At 61.1% G+C, this 21,549-nt stretch carries 24 protein-coding genes; 8 read left to right on the top strand and 16 right to left on the bottom strand.

Features of this window, described 5'->3' with window-relative positions:
- The first annotated feature begins 13 nt into the window (after positions 1-13).
- Positions 14-1,174 carry a patatin-like phospholipase family protein gene (locus tag M1D68_RS18425; RefSeq protein WP_434560123.1) on the top strand — a complete coding sequence of 387 codons (1,161 nt, stop codon included), beginning with the start codon at positions 14-16 and terminating at the stop codon, positions 1,172-1,174.
- A 105-nt stretch (positions 1,175-1,279) separates the two neighbouring features.
- Here M1D68_RS18425 and M1D68_RS18420 read toward each other — a convergent pair whose 3' ends face one another.
- The 6 genes from M1D68_RS18420 to puuE form a co-directional block, all read right to left on the bottom strand.
- On the bottom strand, positions 1,280-2,065 hold the full coding sequence (locus M1D68_RS18420) for an outer membrane protein OmpK (RefSeq protein ID WP_434560121.1): 786 nt from the start codon (positions 2,063-2,065) through the stop codon (positions 1,280-1,282).
- Positions 2,066-2,448: 383 nt separating this feature from the next.
- Positions 2,449-3,744: a urate hydroxylase PuuD gene (locus M1D68_RS18415; protein ID WP_434560119.1), complete on the bottom strand. Its 1,296-nt coding sequence runs from the start codon at positions 3,742-3,744 to the stop codon at positions 2,449-2,451.
- Between the two features lie 51 nt (positions 3,745-3,795).
- A complete protein-coding gene (locus M1D68_RS18410) occupies positions 3,796-4,299 on the bottom strand; it encodes an ureidoglycolate lyase (RefSeq protein WP_025214983.1) in 504 nt (167 codons plus the stop codon).
- A 120-nt stretch (positions 4,300-4,419) separates the two neighbouring features.
- Positions 4,420-5,415 (bottom strand): allantoicase, encoded by a 996-nt coding sequence (gene alc / locus M1D68_RS18405; RefSeq protein ID WP_420766975.1) that lies wholly within the window; start codon positions 5,413-5,415, stop codon positions 4,420-4,422.
- Between the two features lie 66 nt (positions 5,416-5,481).
- Positions 5,482-5,997 carry a 2-oxo-4-hydroxy-4-carboxy-5-ureidoimidazoline decarboxylase gene (uraD, locus tag M1D68_RS18400; protein ID WP_420766974.1) on the bottom strand — a complete coding sequence of 172 codons (516 nt, stop codon included), beginning with the start codon at positions 5,995-5,997 and terminating at the stop codon, positions 5,482-5,484.
- Positions 5,994-6,920, bottom strand: a complete 927-nt coding sequence (puuE, locus tag M1D68_RS18395) for an allantoinase PuuE (protein WP_420766973.1) — start codon at positions 6,918-6,920, stop codon at positions 5,994-5,996. Before puuE ends, uraD begins: the two co-directional genes overlap by 4 nt.
- Before the next feature lie 411 nt (positions 6,921-7,331).
- On the opposite strand from puuE, the gene uraH reads away from it, so the two are divergent.
- Positions 7,332-7,685, top strand: a complete 354-nt coding sequence (uraH, locus tag M1D68_RS18390) for a hydroxyisourate hydrolase (protein ID WP_420766972.1) — start codon at positions 7,332-7,334, stop codon at positions 7,683-7,685.
- Between the two features lie 185 nt (positions 7,686-7,870).
- On the opposite strand, the gene M1D68_RS18385 is transcribed toward uraH, so the two are convergent.
- From M1D68_RS18385 to M1D68_RS18375, 3 genes are all read right to left on the bottom strand, one after another.
- A complete protein-coding gene (locus tag M1D68_RS18385) occupies positions 7,871-8,497 on the bottom strand; it encodes a LysE family translocator (protein WP_420766971.1) in 627 nt (208 codons plus the stop codon).
- Positions 8,498-8,560: 63 nt separating this feature from the next.
- Complete coding sequence (locus tag M1D68_RS18380) at positions 8,561-9,910, bottom strand: NCS2 family permease (protein WP_420766970.1); 1,350 nt, start codon at positions 9,908-9,910, stop codon at positions 8,561-8,563.
- A 332-nt stretch (positions 9,911-10,242) separates the two neighbouring features.
- Positions 10,243-10,680, bottom strand: a complete 438-nt coding sequence (locus tag M1D68_RS18375; protein WP_420766969.1) for a MarR family winged helix-turn-helix transcriptional regulator — start codon at positions 10,678-10,680, stop codon at positions 10,243-10,245.
- 81 nt (positions 10,681-10,761) lie between these two features.
- Between M1D68_RS18375 and M1D68_RS18370 the strand changes: the two genes are divergently transcribed.
- A complete protein-coding gene (locus M1D68_RS18370; RefSeq protein WP_457968001.1) occupies positions 10,762-11,928 on the top strand; it encodes an aminotransferase-like domain-containing protein in 1,167 nt (388 codons plus the stop codon).
- Between the two features lie 144 nt (positions 11,929-12,072).
- Here the strand turns inward: M1D68_RS18370 and M1D68_RS18365 are convergent, their stop codons facing one another.
- From M1D68_RS18365 to M1D68_RS18345, 5 genes are all read right to left on the bottom strand, one after another.
- On the bottom strand, positions 12,073-12,444 hold the full coding sequence (locus M1D68_RS18365; RefSeq protein WP_434560111.1) for a glutathione S-transferase N-terminal domain-containing protein: 372 nt from the start codon (positions 12,442-12,444) through the stop codon (positions 12,073-12,075).
- A 103-nt stretch (positions 12,445-12,547) separates the two neighbouring features.
- Positions 12,548-13,093, bottom strand: coding sequence for a GTP cyclohydrolase I FolE (folE, locus tag M1D68_RS18360; RefSeq protein ID WP_030142335.1), 546 nt, complete (start codon positions 13,091-13,093; stop codon positions 12,548-12,550).
- A gap of 78 nt (positions 13,094-13,171) precedes the next feature.
- Positions 13,172-13,729, bottom strand: a complete 558-nt coding sequence (locus tag M1D68_RS18355) for a Smr/MutS family protein (protein WP_045156639.1) — start codon at positions 13,727-13,729, stop codon at positions 13,172-13,174.
- Positions 13,730-13,803: 74 nt separating this feature from the next.
- Positions 13,804-14,124: a hypothetical protein gene (locus M1D68_RS18350; RefSeq protein ID WP_420766966.1), complete on the bottom strand. Its 321-nt coding sequence runs from the start codon at positions 14,122-14,124 to the stop codon at positions 13,804-13,806.
- 130 nt (positions 14,125-14,254) lie between these two features.
- On the bottom strand, positions 14,255-14,845 hold the full coding sequence (locus tag M1D68_RS18345) for a cysteine hydrolase family protein (RefSeq protein WP_420766965.1): 591 nt from the start codon (positions 14,843-14,845) through the stop codon (positions 14,255-14,257).
- Positions 14,846-15,098: 253 nt separating this feature from the next.
- Between M1D68_RS18345 and prmB the strand changes: the two genes are divergently transcribed.
- A complete protein-coding gene (gene prmB / locus M1D68_RS18340; protein ID WP_420766964.1) occupies positions 15,099-16,007 on the top strand; it encodes a 50S ribosomal protein L3 N(5)-glutamine methyltransferase in 909 nt (302 codons plus the stop codon).
- A gap of 85 nt (positions 16,008-16,092) precedes the next feature.
- On the opposite strand, the gene M1D68_RS18335 is transcribed toward prmB, so the two are convergent.
- Positions 16,093-16,890 carry a hypothetical protein gene (locus M1D68_RS18335; protein ID WP_457968000.1) on the bottom strand — a complete coding sequence of 266 codons (798 nt, stop codon included), beginning with the start codon at positions 16,888-16,890 and terminating at the stop codon, positions 16,093-16,095.
- Positions 16,891-17,000: 110 nt separating this feature from the next.
- A complete protein-coding gene (locus M1D68_RS18330; protein ID WP_457967999.1) occupies positions 17,001-17,966 on the bottom strand; it encodes an alpha/beta hydrolase in 966 nt (321 codons plus the stop codon).
- Between the two features lie 129 nt (positions 17,967-18,095).
- On the opposite strand from M1D68_RS18330, the gene aroC reads away from it, so the two are divergent.
- Genes aroC through M1D68_RS18310 form a run of 4 tightly spaced genes read left to right on the top strand, consistent with a single transcriptional unit; the run spans position 18,096 to position 21,547 of the window.
- Positions 18,096-19,187 (top strand): chorismate synthase, encoded by a 1,092-nt coding sequence (gene aroC, locus M1D68_RS18325; RefSeq protein ID WP_434560105.1) that lies wholly within the window; start codon positions 18,096-18,098, stop codon positions 19,185-19,187.
- 34 nt (positions 19,188-19,221) lie between these two features.
- Positions 19,222-20,367 carry an MFS transporter gene (locus M1D68_RS18320; RefSeq protein ID WP_457970760.1) on the top strand — a complete coding sequence of 382 codons (1,146 nt, stop codon included), beginning with the start codon at positions 19,222-19,224 and terminating at the stop codon, positions 20,365-20,367.
- Positions 20,364-20,984 (top strand): methylthioribulose 1-phosphate dehydratase, encoded by a 621-nt coding sequence (locus M1D68_RS18315; RefSeq protein WP_434648619.1) that lies wholly within the window; start codon positions 20,364-20,366, stop codon positions 20,982-20,984. The genes M1D68_RS18320 and M1D68_RS18315 overlap by 4 nt, the downstream gene beginning before the upstream one ends.
- A gap of 17 nt (positions 20,985-21,001) precedes the next feature.
- Positions 21,002-21,547, top strand: coding sequence for a 1,2-dihydroxy-3-keto-5-methylthiopentene dioxygenase (locus tag M1D68_RS18310; RefSeq protein ID WP_434648617.1), 546 nt, complete (start codon positions 21,002-21,004; stop codon positions 21,545-21,547).
- Positions 21,548-21,549: the final 2 nt, after the last annotated feature.

Raw genomic sequence — 21,549 nt, 5'->3', positions numbered from 1 at the left:
ACGGAGCAACGCGATGACCCCAGCTGAACCGGTAACAGGTTTGATTCTTTCCGGCGGCGGGGCTCGAGCGGCATATCAGGTGGGCGTATTGGCGGCCATCGCCGAGTTATTGCCAGACGGCGCAGACAACCCGTTCCCGGTGATCGTCGGCACGTCGGCTGGCGCGATCAACGCGGTCAGCCTGGCAAGCGGTGCGATGGATTTCAAAAGCGCCATCGAGCGGCTGACGGCGTTCTGGCAAGCGGTGCGCAGCCACCAGGTGATGCGCAGCGATTGGCGTGGCGTGCTCGTCCAGGCGACGCGTTTCATCACGCACAGCCTGTTGGGCCTGGGGGCCAAGTTGCCGGTGGCGCTGGTCGACAGTTCACCGTTGCGCGAATTGCTCCGGGCACAATTCCATGCGTCGGGTATCGAGCAGGCGATCGCCGAGCACCAGCTGCGAGCGGTGGCGGTGACCGCGTTCGGCTACGAGTCCGGACAGGCGGTGACGTTCTATCAAGGTCGCGGCACTATAGATGCCTGGTTGCGGCACCGGCGCATCGGTGTCCCGACGCAGTTGTCGGTGGAGCATCTGCTGGCCAGTTCCGCGATCCCCTTGCTGTTCGCACCGGTCAAGATCGGCCCCCAGTACTTCGGCGACGGCGCGGTGCGCCAATCGGCGCCGATCAGTCCAGCCCTGCACCTGGGGGCCAATCGTGTGTTGGTCATCGGCGTCAGTGGCAACCCCCGCGGCGCGGGTGGGCAAACGCCCCAGGAGCGCAGCTACACCGGCCAGCAACCCACCCTGGCGCAGATCGGCGGACACATGCTCAACAGCACGTTCATCGACAGCCTGGAAAGCGACATCGAGTTGCTTGGGCGCCTCAACCAGTTCAGTCACCTCCTGCCCGAGGGCGTGCCTGCCCATACCCTCGGTGCGGCACCGGTGGAGGTGTTGGTGATTTCGCCAAGCCAACCGATCGACGAGATCGCCGCCCGTCATCGCCAGGAACTGCCCCGTGCGTTGCGGGTGTTCCTGCGCGGGCCGGGCGCGACCAAGACCAGCGGGGCTGGGGTGTTGAGCTATCTGCTGTTCGAGGCGGGGTACTGCGGCGAGTTGATCGAGCTGGGGCGCCAGGATGCGTTGGCGCAGCGTGAGGCGTTGAGCCGGTTCCTGGGCTTGGCTCAGGGGTAGCGGGTCTGACGCCATCGCGAGCAGGCTCGCTCCCACAAGGAATTCCCTGTGGATGCTGAGCGGGTGTCCGCTCCGGGAATCACTGTGGCAGCGAGCCTTGGTCGATCAGAAATGGTACTTCAGCAAGAAACTGGTATTGCTCTGGTTGGTCTTGAAACTACCGCTGTCTTCGATCGCGTATTTGTTTTTCCAGTAGTCGTATTCCACACCGACATACAGTTGCTTGGCGCCCAGTTTCAAGGCCTTGCCCAAGTCATATTTGATCTGCGGGACGATGTGCAGGTTGGCGTGGTAGGTGCCCTTTGAGTTGGTGTCGTTGTCCACGACCCAGTCGATGAAACCATCGATCAGGATATCGGACGACCCCACGGGCACGGTGTAGGCCCAGGCCGGTGTGATCTGCCAGACGTTGTCGCCGGCACGCGAGCCTTCGGTCTGGCGGTTGTAGAAATTCAGCTGGAAATAATCGAAACCGGGAATGGCCAGGTCGAAACCCGGGCCGATCAGGTAAGACTCGTTGTCGCCTTCGCCAAACTCATAGGTCATCGCCAGCAGCACGTCCTTGATCGGACCCAGTTCGAGCTTCTGGTCAAAAATCTTGCCGAACGACAAGCGTGGGCTGAACTCGCCGTAATAGGTATTCGGGCCAGACTGGCTGTCGTCCTGGCCGTTGTAGAAGATCCGGTCGAGGAAGAAAAAGTTGTCGCCGTATTTCCACGCATCGGCGTGCTCGAACGTCACGGTCTGCTGGATGCGTGGGTTGATCTGGAAATCCTTGCCATACAGGTAGCTCAGGCTGTTGCTCTGCCATTGGAGCAGGTCGCCTGCCACGGCCTGTCCCCCTGCCAACAAAGATCCCGCAACGATCAGGTTGGTGCACGTGCGTTTCATTCGGTTTGCTCCCAAAGGTAAGTGGTATCGCGTTTCTTGTCGCCAGCGCTCTGGTGTGGCGCTTTTTCTACGGATAAACATCCGTTCGGTCAGCTTTTTGTTTGTGACAAGAGCTGAAAACAGCGGCGTCGGTCAGGATCCGATTGTTATTTGGAGACGTCCGGATTCGAACGGCCGCGCAGGATACGGGCTTGCATGGAGGGGCTCAAGTGCGTAGCGACAGCGCATGGGCAACGGATGCGGGGCGTGAGTGTGGAACGTGTGCATGGGGTGCTTTCCTCTTGTTGTTATTGTTGAGGCGCAGGCGGCCGCTGACGGGCGACCGGCGTGTGCCGGCCTGCCCGTCAGCGGTATTGCTGTGGATCGAGGCTTGCTCGGGTGGACTAGTTGGTCCGTGCACCTTGGGTGATCCAGGCGCCAATCAGATCGCGCTCCTGCTGGGTCATCTGGGTGATATTGCCCAGTGGCATGATCTGGGTGGTCACGGCCTGGGCCTGGATGCGCGCGGCTTCTTGCTGGATCTGCTGTGGCGTATCGAACATCACCCCGCCCGGCGCCGCGCTGAACAGCGGGCTGGTGGGCTTGGCCGAATGGCAGACCGAGCAGCGTTCCTGGATCACGCTGTGGACTTTATCGAATGACGGGCCCTGGGCATTGGAAGCCTGGGCAGGCGCGGGCGCCTGCGCTGGTACTGCGGGTTTGGCGCCGCCGCCCACCGCCGTCTCCGGCAGTGGCTGATACTCGATCACGCCGGGCACCTTCGCGACTTCCGGCGCGCCAGGCATCGGCTTGGGACCGGTGACATAAGCCAGGCAGATCATCGCCAAGGCGCCCACCGGCAACGTCCAGGCAAACCGATTGCTGTCATGACGCGTGTTGAAGTAATGCCGCACCAACACCGCCGCCACTGCGATACCCGCCAGGATCAGCCAGTTGTATTGGCTGCCGTAGGTGCTTGGGAAGTGGTTGCTGATCATGATGAACAGCACCGGCAGGGTGAAGTAGTTGTTGTGGCGCGAACGCAACAGGCCTTTGGCCGGCAGCGCCGGGTCGGGGGTGCGGTTCTCGGCGATAGCCGCCACCAGCGCACGCTGGGCCGGCATGATGATGCGGAACACGTTGCCGACCATGATCGTACCGATGACGGCACCGACATGCAGGTAGGCGCCGCGACCGCTGAACACCTTGCTGAAGCCATAGGCCGCGGCGATCAACAGCACGAACAGAATCAGGCCGAGCAGGGCGGGGCGCTTGCCCAGGGCCGAATCGCAGAGAAAGGAATAGATGAACCAGCCGACCAACAACGAGCCGAGGCCCAGGGCGACGCCTTCAGGGCCGCTCAGGCTGCTGCCGGGGGCCAGCAGGTAGACGGTCGGGTTCCAATAGAACACCACGCACAACAGCGCGATGCCCGACATCCAGGTGAAGTAGGCTTCCCACTTGAACCAGTGCAGGTTGTCCGGCATGGCCGGTGGTGCGAGTTTGTATTTTTCCAGGTGATAGATACCGCCACCGTGGATGGCCCACAAGTCGCCGGCCAGGCCGCTCTTGGGGTTGACGCGATTGAGGTTGTTTTCCAGCCAGACGAAGTAGAACGACGCGCCGATCCAGGCTACGCCAGTGATCATATGAACCCAGCGAATGCTCAGGTTCAGCCATTCCAGCATATGTGCTTCCACAGTCTTTACCTCTCGCCCGTCACGCTTGTTTTCGCGTGATCGGACCTTCTCTTATTGGTGGGGGGCGAGGATCAAAAACTCATCCTCTTTGAAAAAATGCTCATCGCAGTTATTGCCTGTGCCACTGCGATCAACCACCAGGAAGTCATCCCGCTTTTCGATCGTCAGCACCGGGTGGTGCCAGACGCCGCGATGGTAATTGATGCCCTGCCTGCCGTTGGTGACGAAGGCGCGGACCAAGCCTGATACAGGTGCATCGCCAAGTGGCGCGACCACGATCAGAAAGGGGTTGCCGAGCAGCGGAATGAAGGCCTGGCTGCCCAGCGGATGGCGCTCCAGCATGCGCACGGTCAGTGGCATCTCCAGCGCGTCGGCGCGGAAGATGCTGATGATCGCCTTGTCGTCCGGCGTGGCGGTTTCCACCGTCGCCAGGCGATGAAAGCGCATGGTCGAACCGTTGTTGATCATGAAGTGATCGCTGCCGTCGGTTTCGATCACGTCACCGAACGGGGCGAAGGCTTCTTTGGTCAACGGTTCGATCTTGAGAGTGCGCATGCTGGTCTTCTTTACCTTGAATTCATTGTTGTCTGTTCTATTGCTATCGCGAGCAGGCTCGCTCCCACATTTGACCGCATACCCTGTGGGAGCGAGCCCTGCTCGCGATTGGCTTCACCGCTATTTAGCGACCTTGCCAAGCACCCGCAGGCGACTCACGCCACCATCCGGGAACACGTTCAGGCGGATATGGGTGATTGGCCCCAGCGCCTTGATCTGTTCGGCGAAGGTGTGTTCGGCGTGCATTTCCAGCTTCTGGCTCGGCAGCAGCTCGCGCCAGAACAGCGATTGGGTTTCGATCTGGCTGTCGGTGCCACCTTTGACGAACGCGCCCTGGATCGAGCAGCTGTCCGGGTAATTGCCCTTGAAGTGCAGGGTGTCGACGACAACTTGTTCAACGATACCGGCATGGCCCAGGGCGACGATTACCCAGTCATTGCCAGGCGTGCGACGACGGGCGGTTTCCCAGCCATCGCCCATGTTGATGCCGCGGCCCGGGTTGAGAATGTTGCTCATGCGGCCGAAGTGCTCGTCGGAGCAGGCCAGGGCGCGCCCGCCATTGAGGGCGGCGGCCAGGTCAATCTGTTCGTTGTCGCCCACGGCGGACCAGTCGCGATACGGAACACCATAGACCCGCAGGCGAGCCACGCCGCCATCCGGATAAATGTTGAAGCGCAGATGGCTGAAGGCTTGCTCGTCGCTGATTTCGTGGTAGTGGTGACTGTTGCCTTGCAGCTCGACGGCCGACAGCACTTCAGTCCATTGGGTGTTTTCGTCCGGCTCGCCTTCGGCCAGGAAGCAGGCTTCCAGGGAAGCCGATGGCGGGTAGTTGCCGGTGAAGAATGAAGTGTCGATGTCCACGCCCTTGATCGAGCCCGGCACGCCCAGGCGGATCACCGCGCTGTCGTAGCCTTCGAAGCGCTTGCGGCGCGACTCCCAGCCATCCATCCACTTGCCGTTGTCATCGAACACGCCCTCCTTCCACACGGCCGGGGTCGGCTGGAACAGGCGGTTGGCGTCGGCGAACCAGTCGTCGGTGACCGAGATGATCTTGGTGCCCAGGCGGGCGTCGGCCAGGTTGACGAACTTTTCGAACGGTACGGCGTAAGCTTTCATTCTTCTTGTCTGCCTTTGATAAGTTGGCTGGGGATGCTTGCAGGACCTGTCTTCAGGAGCCGCTCGCTAAAGGGTCAGTAATCGGAACAACGCGATCTTGTTGATCTCTGCCAGCGCGCATTTGAATTCGGCGTCTGCCGAGTGGTGGATGCGCGTCTCGAACGCGGCGAGGATCTGGTGCCGGTTGCTGCCTTTTACCGCCATGATGAAGGGAAACTTGAACTTGGCTTTATAGGCCTCGTTCAGCTCGGTGAAGCGCTGGAACTCTTCGGCCGTGCATTGGTGGATACCGGCGCCAGCCTGTTCGTTGGTGCTGGCTTCGGTCAGTTGTCCCTGGACGGCGGCTTTGCCGGCCAGGTCCGGGTGAGCGTTGATCAGGGCCAGTTGGCTGGCGTGATCGGCACTCAACAGGATGTCGCTCATGCGCTGGTGCAGGGTCTCGATCTCGTCGATCGAAGGGTCCTGGCCCAGGTCGAAAGCCTTTTCGGCCACCCATGGCGAATGTTCGTAAATGTCAGCGAAGGCTTTGACGAACGCTTCGCGGCTCAAGGTGGAAGGCTTGAGGGTTTGGAAAGCGGTCATTTGGACGCTCCCTGATACGGATGGGTCTGCTGCCAATGGCGAGCGATGTCGACGCGGCGACTGAACCACACCTGCTCATGACCCTTGACGTATTCGAGGAAACGTTTGAGGGAGGCCAGGCGCGCGGGGCGGCCGATCAGGCGGCAATGCAGGCCGATGGAAAGCATCTTCGGCGCTTCGGCGCCTTCGGCATACAACACGTCGAAAGCGTCCTTGAGGTACTGGAAGAAATCGTCGCCCTTGTTGAAACCCTGCACTTGGGTGAAGCGCATGTCATTGGTGTCCAGGGTGTAAGGGATGACCAGGTGCGCCTTGCCGGTGGGGTTGTTTGGCTCCCAGTAGGGCAGGTCGTCGTCGTAGGTGTCGCTGTCGTAGAGGAAGCCGCCTTCTTCCATCACTAGCCGGCGGGTGTTCGGGCCGGTGCGGCCGGTGTACCAGCCCAGCGGACGCTCGCCAGTGATTTCGGTGAGGATGCGGATCGCTTCGAGCATGTGCTCGCGTTCCTGGGCCTCGTCCATATATTGGTAATCAATCCAGCGATAGCCATGGCTGCAGATTTCGTGGCCGGCGGCGACCATCGCGCGAATCACGTCCGGATGGCGCTGGGCAGCCATGGCCACGGCGAAGATGGTCAGTGGTATATCGAACTCCTTGAAAAGCTTGAGGATCCGCCAGACCCCTGCGCGGCTGCCATACTCGTACAGCGACTCCATGCTCATGTTGCGCTCGCCCTGCAGCGGTTGCGCCGCGACCATCTCCGAAAGGAACGCTTCGGACTCCTTGTCGCCATGCAACACGTTGCGCTCGCCACCTTCCTCATAGTTGAGTACGAAGGAGAGGGCGATGCGGGCATTGCCCGGCCATTGGGGATGGGGAGGGTTACTGCCGTAACCGATCAGGTCGCGTGGGTAGTCAGCGCTCACTGCAGTCTTCCTTCTTGTTCGAACCATGTAGGTGGCGCCCTGGCGATGGATATCGGGCTGGCGTCACGACGATGGACTGATTGTATACAACTTTGTCGTCGACTTGTAAGCCTGTTTTTTGCATTTTTTACCGCCAACGTTGCCGTATCGGTGCTGCAAGAAACTTGCCTACCCAGTCAGCTAATGTTGCATAAGCCCTTATATGCCTGGGGTTGGGGTAAAAACAAATGACGATTGCCGTGGTTGGCGAAGTGAAGCAGATATCTGTTTTTAATGTGTACAATTCAGCTTTAAAGTGTCTTAATTCGCTCACTGCCGTGATCTTTCGTGCTTCGAAATGGTGCGGCTTGTCTTTCAACTGACTCAGGAGGCGCCGTGCCTGGCTGTTCCGCATCCGGGCACGCACAATCGATGGGACGTCTGACTACACACGTTTTAGATGCCGCACACGGCTGTCCAGGCAGCGCGATCAAGATCGAACTGTATCGCGTCGAAGGTTCCGAACTGCAACGGGTTGCCAGTGCAGTGACCAACAGCGATGGCCGTTGTGACGCACCACTGCTGCAAGGAGACGACTACCGCAGCGGGGTCTACCAGATCCAATTCCACGCCGGCGATTACTACCGCGCCCGTGGCGTGCAACTGTCCGAGCCGGCGTTCCTGGATGTGGTGGTGCTGCGCTTTGGCATTTCGCAAGAGCAGGAGCATTACCATGTGCCGTTGCTGATTTCGCCCTACGCCTATTCAACCTATCGAGGCAGCTGAGCCCCCAAGCAGCTGCCTTGCCCTGGAAGCGACTGCGCATAGAGCTTCTTTGGTTTTTAGCCCGCTCACACTGCGGGCTTTTTTTCGCCTATCAAATAGGCGAGGGCCTTATCGCGAGCAAGCTCGCTTCCACAATCGGATGCGTTTCAACTGTGGGAGCGAGCCTGCTCGCGAAGATTTTTTTCTCAGCGGCTCAGCAAGGAAGCCGCCCCGGCCCCGCTGAACAACCCGGCGCTGACCCGGTTGAACCAGCTCTGGCCCTTGCCCGTGCGCAGATAGCGGGCAGCGCCATGGGCACCGAGGCCATACGCCAGCTTGCAGAGCAGGTCGAGCACGGTCCAAGTGGCGATCATCACCAGCAGTTGCGGCAAGAACGGCTGCTCGGCACTCAGGAATTGCGGCAGGAATGCCGCGAAGAAAAGGATGTCCTTCGGGTTGCTCGCGCCGAGTACGAACGCACGGCCGAACAGCGCGCGGAAACGCGGAATGGGGGCGGCTTGAGGTACCTCGGCACCCTGGGAAGGCTGGCGCGATTGCTGCCAGCTCTGCCAGGCGAGGTAGAACAGGTACAGCGCGCCGACGATTTTCAAGGCGCTGAACAACTGCTCCGACGCCAGCAACAGGGCACCGAGCCCCAGCGCCGACGCACTCAACAAGCAGATCGATGCCACCACTCCACCAAGGAAAGCCGGGTAGGATCGGCGCAAGCCGTAGTTCAGGCTGTTGCTGATCATCAGTAACGATAACGGGCCGGGGATAAGGATTACCACCAACGCGGCACCACTGAACAACAACCAGGTTTCCAGATTCATTGCTTTGCTCCTGACGTACAAAAGCCCCACCCGACAGGGTGAGGCGGGTAAGGCTCGTGCCGCTTACAAGAAGATGAACTTGGCGATAAAGATCGCACAAAGCACCCAGAGACTGACGGATATTTCCTTGTGTTTACCGGTGCCAGCCTTGAGCACGACGTAAGTGATGAAGCCGAGCGCGATGCCATCGGCGACCGAGAACGTCAGAGGCATCATGATGGCGGTGACGATCGCTGGAATGCTGTCGGTCGCTTCGTCCCATTCGATATGGGCCATGCCACCCATCATCAGCATGGCGACATAGATCAGGGCGCCGGCTGTCGCATAAGCAGGGATCATCCCGGCCAGCGGCGCGAAGAACATGGCGGCGATGAACAGCACACCGACCGTGACTGCGGTAAGCCCCGTGCGGCCACCGGCCGCGACTCCGGCGGCGCTTTCCACGTAGCTGGTCACGGGCGGCACGCCGACCATGGCGCCGAACACGCTGGAGGCGCTGTCCGCCTTCAACGCCTTGGACAGGTTTTCGATCTTGCCATCCGGTTTCACTAGGCCGGCGCGCTGGGCCACGCCCATCAGCGTCCCGGCGGTATCGAACATATGTACGAACAGGAAAGCCAGCACCACGCTGATCATGCTGACGTTGAATACACCGGCCACGTCCATGGCCATCCAGGTCGGTGCCAGGCTGGGCGGCGTGGACATCACGCCGTTGTATTGCACCAGCCCCAGGCCCCAACCGGCCAGGGTCACGGCGATGATGCTGATGAGGATCGCGCCGAACACGCGGTGGTAGCTCAGCACGGCAATCATCAGGAAGCATACGGCAGCCAGCAGCGGTCCCGGTTCATGCAGCGAGCCCAGCTTGATCAGCGTGGCGGGGCTGTCGACGATGATGCCGGCGGTCTTCAGGCCGATCAGCCCGAGAAACAGCCCGACCCCCGCGCCCATCGCGTAGCGCAGGCTCACCGGGATACTGTTGAGCAGCCATTCACGCACTCGTGACAAGGTCAGGAACATGAACAGCACGCCGGAAATAAACACCGCGCCCAAGGCGGTTTCCCAGTTGTAGCCCATGGTGCCGACCACGGTGTAAGTGAAAAAGGCGTTTAATCCCATGCCCGGCGCGAGGCCCACCGGCCAGTTCGCGTAGAGGCCCATCAGCAGGCAACCCAGGGCGGCGGCAATGCAGGTGGCGACGAACGCGGCGCCATGATCGATGCCCGCGTCGGCCATGATGTTGGGGTTGACGAAAATGATGTAGGCCATGGTGATGAAAGTCGTCAGACCGGCAATCAACTCGGTCTTCACCGTGGTGCCATGCAAGCTGAGTTTGAAGATGCGCTCCAGCCAGCCACTGCGTGATGGCGGCGAAAGATCCAAGGTCTGGGCTTCGGGTTTGCGGCTTTCCACAGCGAGTACTCCTCAAGAGTTTTATTGTTATTTCCGGCACCGCACGCCCCCTGAGGGTGGCGGCGAGGCATTGAGGCAGGTAAGGCTGGCGTAGTAGTTGACTTGTTGGTCAGGAACTCGCACGAAGCGAATTATGCTTTTGTATACAAATAAAGCAAATAATGTTTTCTGTTTTGTTGACGAAATTTCGAGCGATAGGGATATATCCCTTGTGCGGACGCTATCGCGAGCGAGCTCGCTCCCACAGTGGGCTGTGATGAATGCGAGATTTGTGGTCACCGCTGAACGCTATGAGAGCGAGTTTGCTCGCGATAGCGTTGGATCAAACGCTTTCACTCGCCAGATTTACCCAAGGCTAGGTTCACCGCCAGCCAGCCATCCACCGCCGCTTCCCCGGCCTCGGCAAACACCCGCTCCAGCAATTTCACTTGTTCGCGGCGCAGCGCCTGTTCGAATCGCTGGCCCTCGGCGGTCAGCTCCAACAATCGTTTGCGCTTGTCGGCCTCGGACGCGACGCTGTTGACCAGATGCATTTCCATCAATTGCCGCAATGGCATGTTCAACGCCTGTTTGGTCACGCCCAACAGCGCCAGCAACTCCTTGACGCTCAAGGATGGGTAACGGGCGATGAAAAAGACGATGCGTTGATGCACTCGGCTCAAGCCCCGGCGTTCGAGCATTTCATCGGCCTTGGCGGTGAAAGCCTGGTAACCAAAGAAGAATGCTTCCATGGCCATTTGCTGGGAGGTGGGGTTTTTAAGGTCAAGCATATTGACGTTTCCAGAAAGAGCGGGGTAATTTCAGTCAAGCAGTTTGACTTATATTTCCAATGCTTCGCTACAGGTGACCCCATGGCTTTTTCCGAACGTGTCTCGCGCCTCAAAAGTTCTCTTATCCGCGAAATCCTCGTCGCGGCGCAGCGCCCGAAAGTGATGTCGTTCGCCGGTGGCCTGCCGGCCGAAGCCATGTTGCCAAAAGTGGAGTGGGCGGCGATGCCGTTGTCCATGGGGCAATACGGCATGAGCGAAGGTGAGCCGGCCCTGCGCGAAGCGTTGGCGGCGCAGGCGCGGTCGTTAGGGCTGGCTTGTGAGGCGAGCCAGGTTTTGGTGGTCAGCGGTTCCCAGCAAACCCTCGACCTGACGGCGAAGTTGTACATCGACGTCGGCACCGAGGTGATGCTCGAGGCACCTACCTACCTGGCGGCCTTGCAGATCTTCCAACTGTTCGGCGCCGACTGCATCACCGTCCCCCTTGAGGCGGACGGCCCGGACCTGGAGCAACTGCGGGCGCGCCTGGAGCGGCATCGCCCGGCGTTCATCTACCTGATCCCGACGTTCCAGAATCCATCGGCGGTACGCTACAGCGAGGCCAAGCGCGATGCCGTGGCGGCGCTGCTGGATGAATTCGGCGTGACCCTGGTCGAAGACGAACCCTATCGCGAACTGACCTTCGACGGTGGCAGCGCCACGCCAATCGCCAGTCGCTTGAAAACGGCCAGTTGGATCTACACCGGCACCGTGTCGAAAACCCTGCTGCCGGGGCTGCGCGTGGGTTACCTGATCGCCAGTCCAGACCTGTTCCCGCACCTGTTGCGGCTCAAGCAGTCGGCGGACCTGCACACCAATCGCATCGGCCAATGGCAGGCGCTGCAGTGGATTGGCACCGAGCAATATCGCCGCCATATGCAGGAGTTGAGGGATTTCTATCGGGATCGGCGCGACCGCTTCGAGGCTGCATTGCAAAGGCACTTTGCCGACATCGCCGATTGGAACACGCCCCAGGGTGGGCTATTTTTCTGGCTGACGCTCAAGCAACCGCTGGACACCCGCACCTTGCTCGCCGCAGCGCTGGCGGCTGACGTGGCGTTCATGCCAGGGGAACCGTTTTTCCCTGAGCCTGACAAGCATCCTGGCCACTTGCGCTTGAACTTCAGCCACATCGATCCGGCGCGACTGGATGAAGGGTTGAAGCGGTTGGCGGGGGTGGTACGGGGGGCGTTGGCGGCCAGGGCAGCTTGAAATATCCAGTGGATGGGCCGACCCCATCGCGAGCAAGCTCGTTCCCACAGGGGACCGTGCATGATTGCAGATTTGTAATCAGCACCAGCCTTCTGTGAGAGCGAGCTTGCTCGCGATGAGGCCTTGAAGCTCACCACAAAACAATCAGACCGCCGAAAACCGCTTATCCAGATAATCAATGATCACCTTGGATTCATACATCCAGGTGGTCTCGCCATTTTCTTCAATGCGCAGGCACGGCACCTTGATCCTGCCGCCCTGTTCCAGCAGCGTCTGGCGATCCTGCTCGTTGTTCTTGGCATCGCGCAAGGCCACCGGTACGTTCAGGCGACGCAGGGTCCGGCGAGTCTTCACGCAGAAGGGGCAGGCATGAAATTGATACAGGGTCAGGCTGCGAGCGGCCTGGTCGACTTGCGCCTGGGCGTCGGCCGGGCGCTGTTTCTTGCCGGGGCGGGTGATGAAATCGATAAGGATGATGAGCTGGCCCAGGCCAACTCGAAGCGCTTTGACGATCACGTTATAGCCTCACGGCAGGGAAGAAGAGGGCGCGCAGCTTACCTGATTTTTCGCAGGCGAAAAAAAACCGGCGATCAATGCCGGTTTTCTTCGAACGACTTTTTTATTTGATCAGGCTTAGGAATTCCATGCGGGTCGCCGCATTTTCGCGGAATTCGCCCAGCATCACTGAAGTGATCATCGACGAGTTCTGCTTTTCCACACCGCGCATCATCATGCACATGTGCTTGGCCTCGATCACCACCGCCACGCCCAGGGCACCGGTCACCTGCTGGACCGCATCGGCGATCTGGCGACTGAGGTTTTCCTGGATCTGCAGGCGACGGGCGTACATATCGACGATGCGCGCGACCTTCGACAGGCCCAATACCTTGCCGCTTGGGATGTAGGCCACATGGGCCTTGCCGATAAACGGAAGCAAATGGTGTTCGCACAGCGAGTACAACTCGATGTCCTTGACCAGCACCATCTCGCTGTTGTCGGAGCTGAACAAGGCACCGTTGGTGACTTCTTCCAGGGTCTGTTCATAACCGCGGCAAAGGTACTGCATGGCCTTGGCAGCGCGCTTGGGCGTGTCGAGCAGGCCCTCGCGGGAAACGTCCTCGCCCAATTGGCCGAGAATCGCGGTGTAATTCTGTTCCAGAGACATGAAACTACCTGTGGGATTTTACGCAAAGGGCAAGGGTACGGTGGCGGGCACGGCGCTGCAAGCTCGGCAATCGAGCGGTTACTCGTCGCGGCCTTCCATCATGGTGCGCTTGAGCATCACGTAGACCGCACCGGCGCCGCCGTGCTTCGCCTGGCAGGAGGTGAAGCCGAGCACTTGCGGGTGCTGGCGCAGCCAGGTGTTGACGTGGCTCTTGATCATGGGGCGCTTGCCGTCCAGCCGCACGGCTTTGCCGTGGGTGACGCGTACGCAGCGGATTTCGAATCTGGTGGCTTCGGCCAGGAAGGCCCAGAGGGTCTCTCGGGCTTTTTCGACGGTCATGCCGTGCAGGTCGAGGCTGCCTTCGAAGGGGATCTGGCCTACCTTCAGCTTGCGCATCTGGCTTTCCTGAACGCCGTCGCGCGCCCACATCAATTCATCTTCGGGGCCGACGTCGATGACGAACTGATCGGACAAGCCATCCACGGTCGTCGCGTCGGTGCGCACGGTGGCGGCTTGGCGCAGCTTGGCGATTTGTGCGCGATCGGCCTTGGGTTTGCCCGTTTCGGCGCGATCGTGTTTGATTGGTTTTACGCCCTGGATCGCACTTTTGAACAGGGAAAAGTCGTCGTCTTGCATGTCAGCCTCCGCGAAGGCCGGCCAGTTTACCCAACTCCCGGGGATTAGGGCGCGACAAAACGTCGGATGGCGGATCAGTCGTGTTTTTTCATCAGATGCGGAGCCATGGCCAGCTCCAGGGATTGGCGGGCGCGACGGCGGCAGCGCCGCCAGAGCCAGATGCCCAACAGCAGTACCAGCAGTCCGATTGCCAGGATGACCGCCGAACCCAGCGGTGTGGCGTTCAGCTCGCCCAGTGCGGGCGGGCGGCCAAGCAGGCTTGCGGCGCCAGCCATCGCCAGTAGCACGCCGAGCGTCGCCAGCAGGGCCGCGATCCCCGCGCCGATACGAAATCGCCAGTTGCTCGGGCCCTTGGGCCGCAAGCGACGTGCGTCAAAACCATCGGATATCTTCATTCCGACCTTCCTCAATGGGTATCGGCCCTTCGACCGGAAGATGTTCGGGTTGTTCCTGATACTCCAGTAATTGAAGCAAATGAGAGGCTTTTGCGGATGAGCGGCGCAGCAGGCCGCTCATCGAGCGCTATCAGGTGAAATCGTGGGTCAAGGCCAGCGTGGCGAAGTTGTCTGCCATGATCGCCATTTCGGTCTGGTGTACGTGATCGGCGCTGAGTACGCCGCCCTTGTGCGGCAGATCACGAGTGGCGCAGGCGTCCTCGACCAGGGTGCAACGAAAGCCCAGGTTCTTGGCTGCCCGCACCGTGGTGCTGACGCTGGAGTGGCTCATGAAACCACAGACGATCAGGTCCAGGGGACCGAGGTCCTCCAGGCGCTTCTTCAGGTCAGTGCCGTGGAAAGCGCTCGGCAGCAGTTTTTCGATCACGGTTTCGTCGCCCTGGGGTTCAAGGCCCGGAATGAATTCGCCGCGCTCACCCTGTGGATCGAACAGCCCGCCATGGGTGCCCAGGTGGCGCACATGTACGATCGGCCGGCCGGCGGCGCGGGCAGCGCCGAGCAATTGCTTGATGTTCGCGACCGCCGCATCCATGCCGCTCAGGGCGAGGGGGCCGGCGAGGTATTCTTTCTGGGCATCGATGATGATCAGGGTCGCTTGACTCAGGTTGGCCGCTGCGTAACCGCGGCCGCTGAGTTGAAACATCGTTTTTGGAACGGACATTCTGGGGCTCCTTCGAGTGGGGCTTTTGCGACATTGTCCTCTGGCGGAGCGGTTCTGTGAATCGCTTCCATCACAAGCACCGTCGTTGCTGGCCTACAGCCTTGTCAAGATAGACATCTTGTTCAATAGGGTTGACGGAAAACGGAAGGATCCTACGATTGCAGCGATATTTACTGTCGTCCTTGGAGCGCGTTTGGGTAGGCATGCGTTTGGCTGGTAGACTCGCCCGTCGATTTTCCTGGAGTTTGCCGCCGTGATCACTTCCCGCCTTCGTACCCTGCGCGACCATATCCGTTGGGCCGTCAGCCGTTTCCATGGGGAGGATCTGTTCTTTGGCCATGGCACCGACAACGCCTGGGACGAAGCGCGCCAGCTAGTCCTGGGCGCGTTGCACCTGCCCTGGGAAATTGCTGACAGCTACCTGGACTGCCGTCTAGAAGACGAGGAGTTGGTGCATGTGCAGCGTCTGCTGCGCCGACGTATCGCTGAGCGCATTCCGGCCGCTTACCTGTTGGGCGAGGCCTGGTTCTGCGGCATGTCGTTCATCGTCGACGAACGCGTGCTGATTCCGCGTTCGCCCATTGGCGAGTTGATCGAAAAACGCTTCGAGCCTTGGCTGGGCCAGGAGCCCGCGCGAATCCTCGACTTGTGTACCGGCTCCGGTTGCATCGGGATTGCCTGCGCCTACGAGTTCCCCGAGGCCGAGGTGGTGTTGGCCGACCTGTCGTTCGAAGCGCTGGAAGTCGCCAACCAGAACATCGAGCGCCACGGTGTGGACGAACGGGTGTTTACCGTCCAGGGCGATGGTTTCGATGGGCTTCCTGGGCAACGTTTCGACCTGATCGTGTCGAACCCGCCCTACGTCGACGCGGAAGATTTCGCCGACATGCCCCAGGAATACCAGCACGAGCCTGAGCTGGGCCTGGCCTGTGGCGACGACGGTTTGAACCTGGTACGCCGGATGCTCGCCGAGGCGGCCGATCATCTGACGGACAAAGGATTGTTGATCGTCGAAGTGGGCAACAGCCAGGTTCATGTCGAGGCGCTTTATCCAGAAGTCGACTTCGCCTGGCTGGAGTTCGAGCGCGGTGGGCACGGCGTGTTCATGCTCAGCGCCGAGCAGTGCCGTGAGCACCAGGCGTTGTTCGCTTCGCGGGTTTGACGCTGGCTGTGTTGGCGACCGCGTTCGTGGCGAGGGGATAAATCCCCTCGCCACGGGAGTTGCGTCAGACACTTCTGAGCAGCCATCAATGCCGCGTAGCAATCCAGATTAGCAATCCGGCCTGGAACATCGCAAACGCCACCAGGCAGGTGATGGTGAAGCGCAGGCCCGTGTCTTCACGCTTGAACTTATTGACCTTCTCTTCCTGCTTCTGCAGCTTGACTTCCTGCTCCGCCAGATTCTGCTCGGCCTGTTGCAGCATCTGCGCGGCTTCGAGAATCTCGACGAACTGCAGCTTCTCGGTGTTCCAGTCGCCCAGCAGCTCGCCAACCTGGACTTGCTTGACGCTGCCCTTGAGGTGTTGGGCATCGGCGTAGACCACTTCGAAGCCGTGGGCTTTGAGGAAGTGATCACGACGCAAGCGGGTGTCTTCGTTCAGCGCGTCCTTATTGTTCAGGTCAGTGCCGTCAACCCGATAGGTCGACCAACGCTTCTTGGCCCAAGTGATGCCCTGGGCGGCGAGGAAGCGGCCAATGCCCCGGTTCAAGGGCTCGACTTGCAAGCTGTCGGGCGAGAAGAACAGGCGTTTCTCGACGTGGTCGGCCCACACGTCGAGGTGATTCTGTTCCTTGCGCACTCGCTGGCCGGGCAACTGAATGCTCATGCGCAGCAAGCTGCGTTCCTTGCTATGGCGCTCGGCATAGCTGAACTCGACAAACCGCAGCGGCCGCGCACCGGTGGCGCGATCGGTCTTGAGCGGGGCCAGCCGAAGCATCTTGTGATGTTCGGCCTCAACGTCCGTCCAAGGCAGCTCGGGCGCCGATGGGCCTGCTGGCGCGGCCGCTTCGGCGGCGATGTCGGGAGAAGTCTGAGTCTCAGTCATAACGGCAAAAATCCTGTCCAGGCCGGCTTGTCGGCAGCCATTGCGCTGTCCGACACCGGTTTATCGGCCGGATTTGCCAAGACTAGAGGGCTATAGGCCACCAAACGCGCTTAACGGGCGGCCAACGTGCCAATAAAACTCAGGATGTGGGCACTGAGCTCCGCCGCCAGGGGCAGGTTCGGATCCTTGTAGGAGGCCAGTTGCCGCTTGACGTCGTTGGGCACGATGCGCATCACATGGTTCATGCCCTTGATCAGCGCCAGTTCGGCGTCGGGCTTGGCCACTTTCAATTGCCGGGCATCGTCGACGCTGACCTGGATATCGTGGCTGCCCTGGATGATCAGCGCCGGCATTTTCAGGGCTGCGAAGGCCTGGGCCGGATCCTGGCGGAACAGCGAGATCAAGTAAGGCTGCACGCTGGGGCGAAAGATGACCTGCAGTTGCGCAGGAACATTCGGGTCGGGACGGCCGGCCTTGAGGCTGTCGAGCAACTCGTTGCTGCGCAGCATCAGCGGCGGTGGCAGGCGGGCGCTGAGTTGCTGGCGCAAGACCTCGTCGATGGGGCGCGCGCTGCCGGCCACCGAGATGACCGCCGCCGCGTTGGCCTGGGGCGCGGCGAGGCTTGCGATCAGCGCCCCTTCGCTGTGGCCCAGCAGGATCAGTGGGCCCAGGCGAGGATCGGCGGCCAGCTTGTGGCTCCAGGCCACGGCGTCGGCTACGTAGGCTTCGACGCTCAGGTTGCGTTCGTCCGGTGTGGCGGCGAGGCTGGCGGCCACCCCGCGCTTGTCGTAGCGCACGCTGGCGATGTTCTGCCGGGCCAACACCCAGGCCAGGCGCTTGAGGCTGTCATTGCGCCCGCCTTCGGGGTTGTTTCCGTCACGATCCGTAGGGCCTGAGCCAGAAATGAACAGGACGACGGGCACCGGCGTGTCGGACTTTGGCAGCAGCAGGGAGCCGAAAAGTTCACCGTTGCCGGTGTCGAGGCTGATGGGACGTTGCAGGACGGTGGCCTGGGCGACGCCGCAGACCAGGCCCGTGAAGAGGGTAAGGCTCAACACAAACAGTTTTAACATCATGACGCCATGAGTTGCGAAGGTGCCGGTTGGACTGGCGGGCACTGATAAGGTTCGAGGATGAACTACTCGGGGAGCCTGCGTATACTGGCGCCCATCTCGATTTCTCAGCGATTTCTCGGAGCACCCTGCATGTCCGGCAATACCTACGGCAAGCTGTTCACCGTCACCACCGCGGGCGAAAGCCATGGCCCGGCGTTGGTCGCCATTGTCGACGGCTGCCCGCCGGGCCTGGAGATTTCCCTGGACGACCTTCAGCGTGACCTGGACCGCCGCAAGCCCGGCACCAGCCGCCACACCACCCAGCGCCAGGAAGCCGATGAGGTCGAAATCCTTTCCGGCGTCTTCGAGGGGCGCACCACCGGCTGTGCCATTGGCCTGCTGATCCGTAACACCGACCAGAAGTCCAAGGACTACTCGGCCATCAAGGACCTGTTCCGCCCGGCTCACGCCGACTACACCTACCACCACAAATACGGCGAGCGCGACTACCGCGGCGGCGGGCGCAGCTCGGCCCGGGAAACCGCGATGCGCGTGGCGGCCGGGGCGATCGCCAAGAAATACCTGGCCAGCCAGGGCATCGTCATCCGCGGCTACATGAGCCAACTGGGCCCGATCGAAATTCCGTTCAAGACCTGGGACTCGGTCGAACAGAATGCCTTCTTCAGCCCCGACCCGGACAAGGTGCCGGAGCTGGAGGCCTACATGGACCAGCTGCGCCGGGACCAGGATTCGGTTGGCGCGAAGATCACCGTGGTCGCCGAAGGCGTGATGCCTGGCCTTGGCGAGCCGATCTTTGACCGTCTCGACGCCGAGCTGGCCCACGCGCTGATGAGCATCAACGCGGTGAAGGGCGTGGAAATCGGCGCCGGTTTCGCCTGCGTCGCCCAGCGCGGCACCGAACACCGTGACGAACTGACGCCACAAGGTTTCCTGAGCAATAACGCCGGTGGGATTCTCGGCGGCATCTCGTCGGGCCAGCCGATCGTCGCGCACCTGGCCTTGAAGCCGACGTCCAGCATCACCACGCCGGGGCGCTCCATCGATATCCATGGCAACCCGGTGGACGTCATCACCAAGGGCCGCCATGATCCGTGCGTGGGCATCCGCGCCACGCCGATCGCCGAAGCGATGATGGCCATCGTGCTGATGGATCATCTGTTGCGCCATCGCGGCCAGAATGCCGACGTTCACGTCGGCACCCCGGTGCTGGGTCAGCTTTGATGGCTGGCCTGCCGACCGCCGTGGCCTGACGACCATGGCGGCGTTGCCGTACTGGCGGCTTTCCAGTTTCTACCTGTTCTATTTCGCGTTGCTCGGTTCGACCGCGCCGTTCCTGGCGCTGTACTTCGATCACCTGGGGTTCAACGCGGCACGCATCGGCGAGCTGGTGGCGATCCCCATGCTGATGCGCTGCGTGGCGCCGAATCTCTGGGGTTGGCTGGGGGACTACACGGGCCGGCGCCTGGCGATCGTGCGGTTCGGCGCGATCTGCACGCTGCTGAGCTTCTTCCTGATCTTCATCGACAAAAGCTATGCCTGGCTGGCGATGGTCATGGCGCTGCATGCATTCTTCTGGCACGCGGTGCTGCCGCAGTTCGAAGTCATCACCCTGGCTCACTTGAGCGGACAAGCCTCGCGCTACAGCCAGATCCGCCTGTGGGGCTCCATCGGGTTCATCATCACGGTCGTTGTGCTCGGCCGCCTGTTCCAATGGCTGAGCCTGGACATTTATCCGGTGGCCCTGGCCTTGATCATGGGTGGCATCGTGCTGAGCAGCTTCTGGGTGCCCAACGCTCAGCCGGTGCAGGGGCCGCGGGTGGCCGGGGACGGATTCCTGCGGCAGTTGCGCAACCCAGGGGTGCTGGCGTTTTATGCCTGCGTCGGCCTGATGCAAATGAGCCACGGGCCGTATTACACCTTCCTGACGCTGCACCTGGAGCGCCTGGGCTACAGCCGTGGATTGATCGGCGTGCTCTGGGCCGTCGGCGTCGTGGCCGAAGTGTTGGTGTTCCTGTTCATGAGCCGGATCCTGGCGCGGTATTCCGTGCGTCGGGTGCTGATGGTCAGTTTCCTGTTGGCGGCGCTGCGCTGGTTGCTGCTCGGCTCGCTGGCCGAATTCCTCTGGGTGTTGTTGTTTGCCCAGGTGCTCCACGCCGCGACGTTCGGCAGCTTTCACGCCGCTGCCATCCATTTCGTGCAACGTAGTTTCGGCCCGCGCCAACAAGGTCAGGGCCAGGCGCTGTACGCCGCGCTGGCCGGCACCGGTGGAGCGCTGGGGGCGTTGTACTCCGGCTATAGCTGGAACGCCATGGGCGCCGGTTGGACATTCAACATCGCCAGCCTCGCAGCCTTCGCTGCAGCCGTTATCATTGCCACACGCATGCAAGAGGACAGGCCATGAGCCTTACCCGTGAACAGCTCGCTCAGCAGATCATCGACGCCGGGCGTTTTTTGTACGGTCGCGGTTGGTCCCCGGCCACCAGCAGCAATTATTCGACCCGTTTAGCGCCCGACCAAGCCTTGCTCACCGTGTCGGGCAAGCACAAAGGGCAGTTGGGCATCGACGATGTGCTCGCCACCGACCTGGATGGCAACAGCCTGGAGCCGGGCAAGAAACCGTCGGCTGAAACCTTGCTGCACACCCAGCTGTATCGCTGGCGCCCACAGATCGGCGCGGTGCTGCATACCCACTCGGTAAACGCCACGGTGCTGTCGCGCCTGACCGGCGAAGCGTTCATTGACTTTGAAGACTATGAACTGCAAAAAGCCTTCAGCGGCGTCACGACCCATGAGTCCCGGGTCCGCGTGCCGATTTTCGACAACGACCAGGACATCGCGCGCCTGGCCGCCAAGGTCCAACCCTGGCTGGACGCGCATCCCGATTGCGCCGGCTACCTGATCCGTGGCCACGGCCTGTACACCTGGGGGGCGGGCATGAACGATGCGCTGCGCCAGATCGAAGCGTTCGAATTCCTGTTCGAGTGCGAACTCAAGACCCGCGCACTCCTGAACCGATAATTGCTGGAGCCATTGCCATGAGCAGCCTGTCCGTCTACCACGTCTCAAGTCCAGAGATTCCGAACAAGGTACTGACCCACTTCGAGGACATCGCCTCGACCCTGGCCGAAAAGGGCGTGCGGTTCGACCGTTGGGAAGCCGCGACGAAAATCCAGCCCGGCGCCAGCCCGGAAGAAGTGATCGCCGCCTACAAGTCCCAGATCGACCAATTGATGACCGAGCGCGGCTACGTCACGGTCGACGTCATCAGCCTCAACAGCGACCATCCGCAGAAAGCCGAACTGAGGGCCAAGTTTCTTGATGAACACCGGCATGGCGAGGACGAGGTGCGATTTTTCGTCGCCGGTCGTGGCCTGTTTACCTTGCACATCGACGATTACGTCTACGCGGTCCTGTGCGAGAAGAACGACCTGATCTCGGTGCCCGCCGGTACCCCGCACTGGTTCGACATGGGCGAGCACCCGCATTTTGTCGCCATTCGCCTGTTCAACAACCCGGAAGGCTGGGTCGCGAAATTCACCGGCGATGACATCGCCAGCCGCTTCCCGCGCCTGGAGGACTGACG

The sequence above is a fragment of the Pseudomonas sp. R4-84 genome (genome assembly GCF_054130985.1).
The sequence above is the reverse complement of the archived record's forward strand: the minus strand, read 5'-3'. Positions and strand labels throughout refer to the sequence as shown.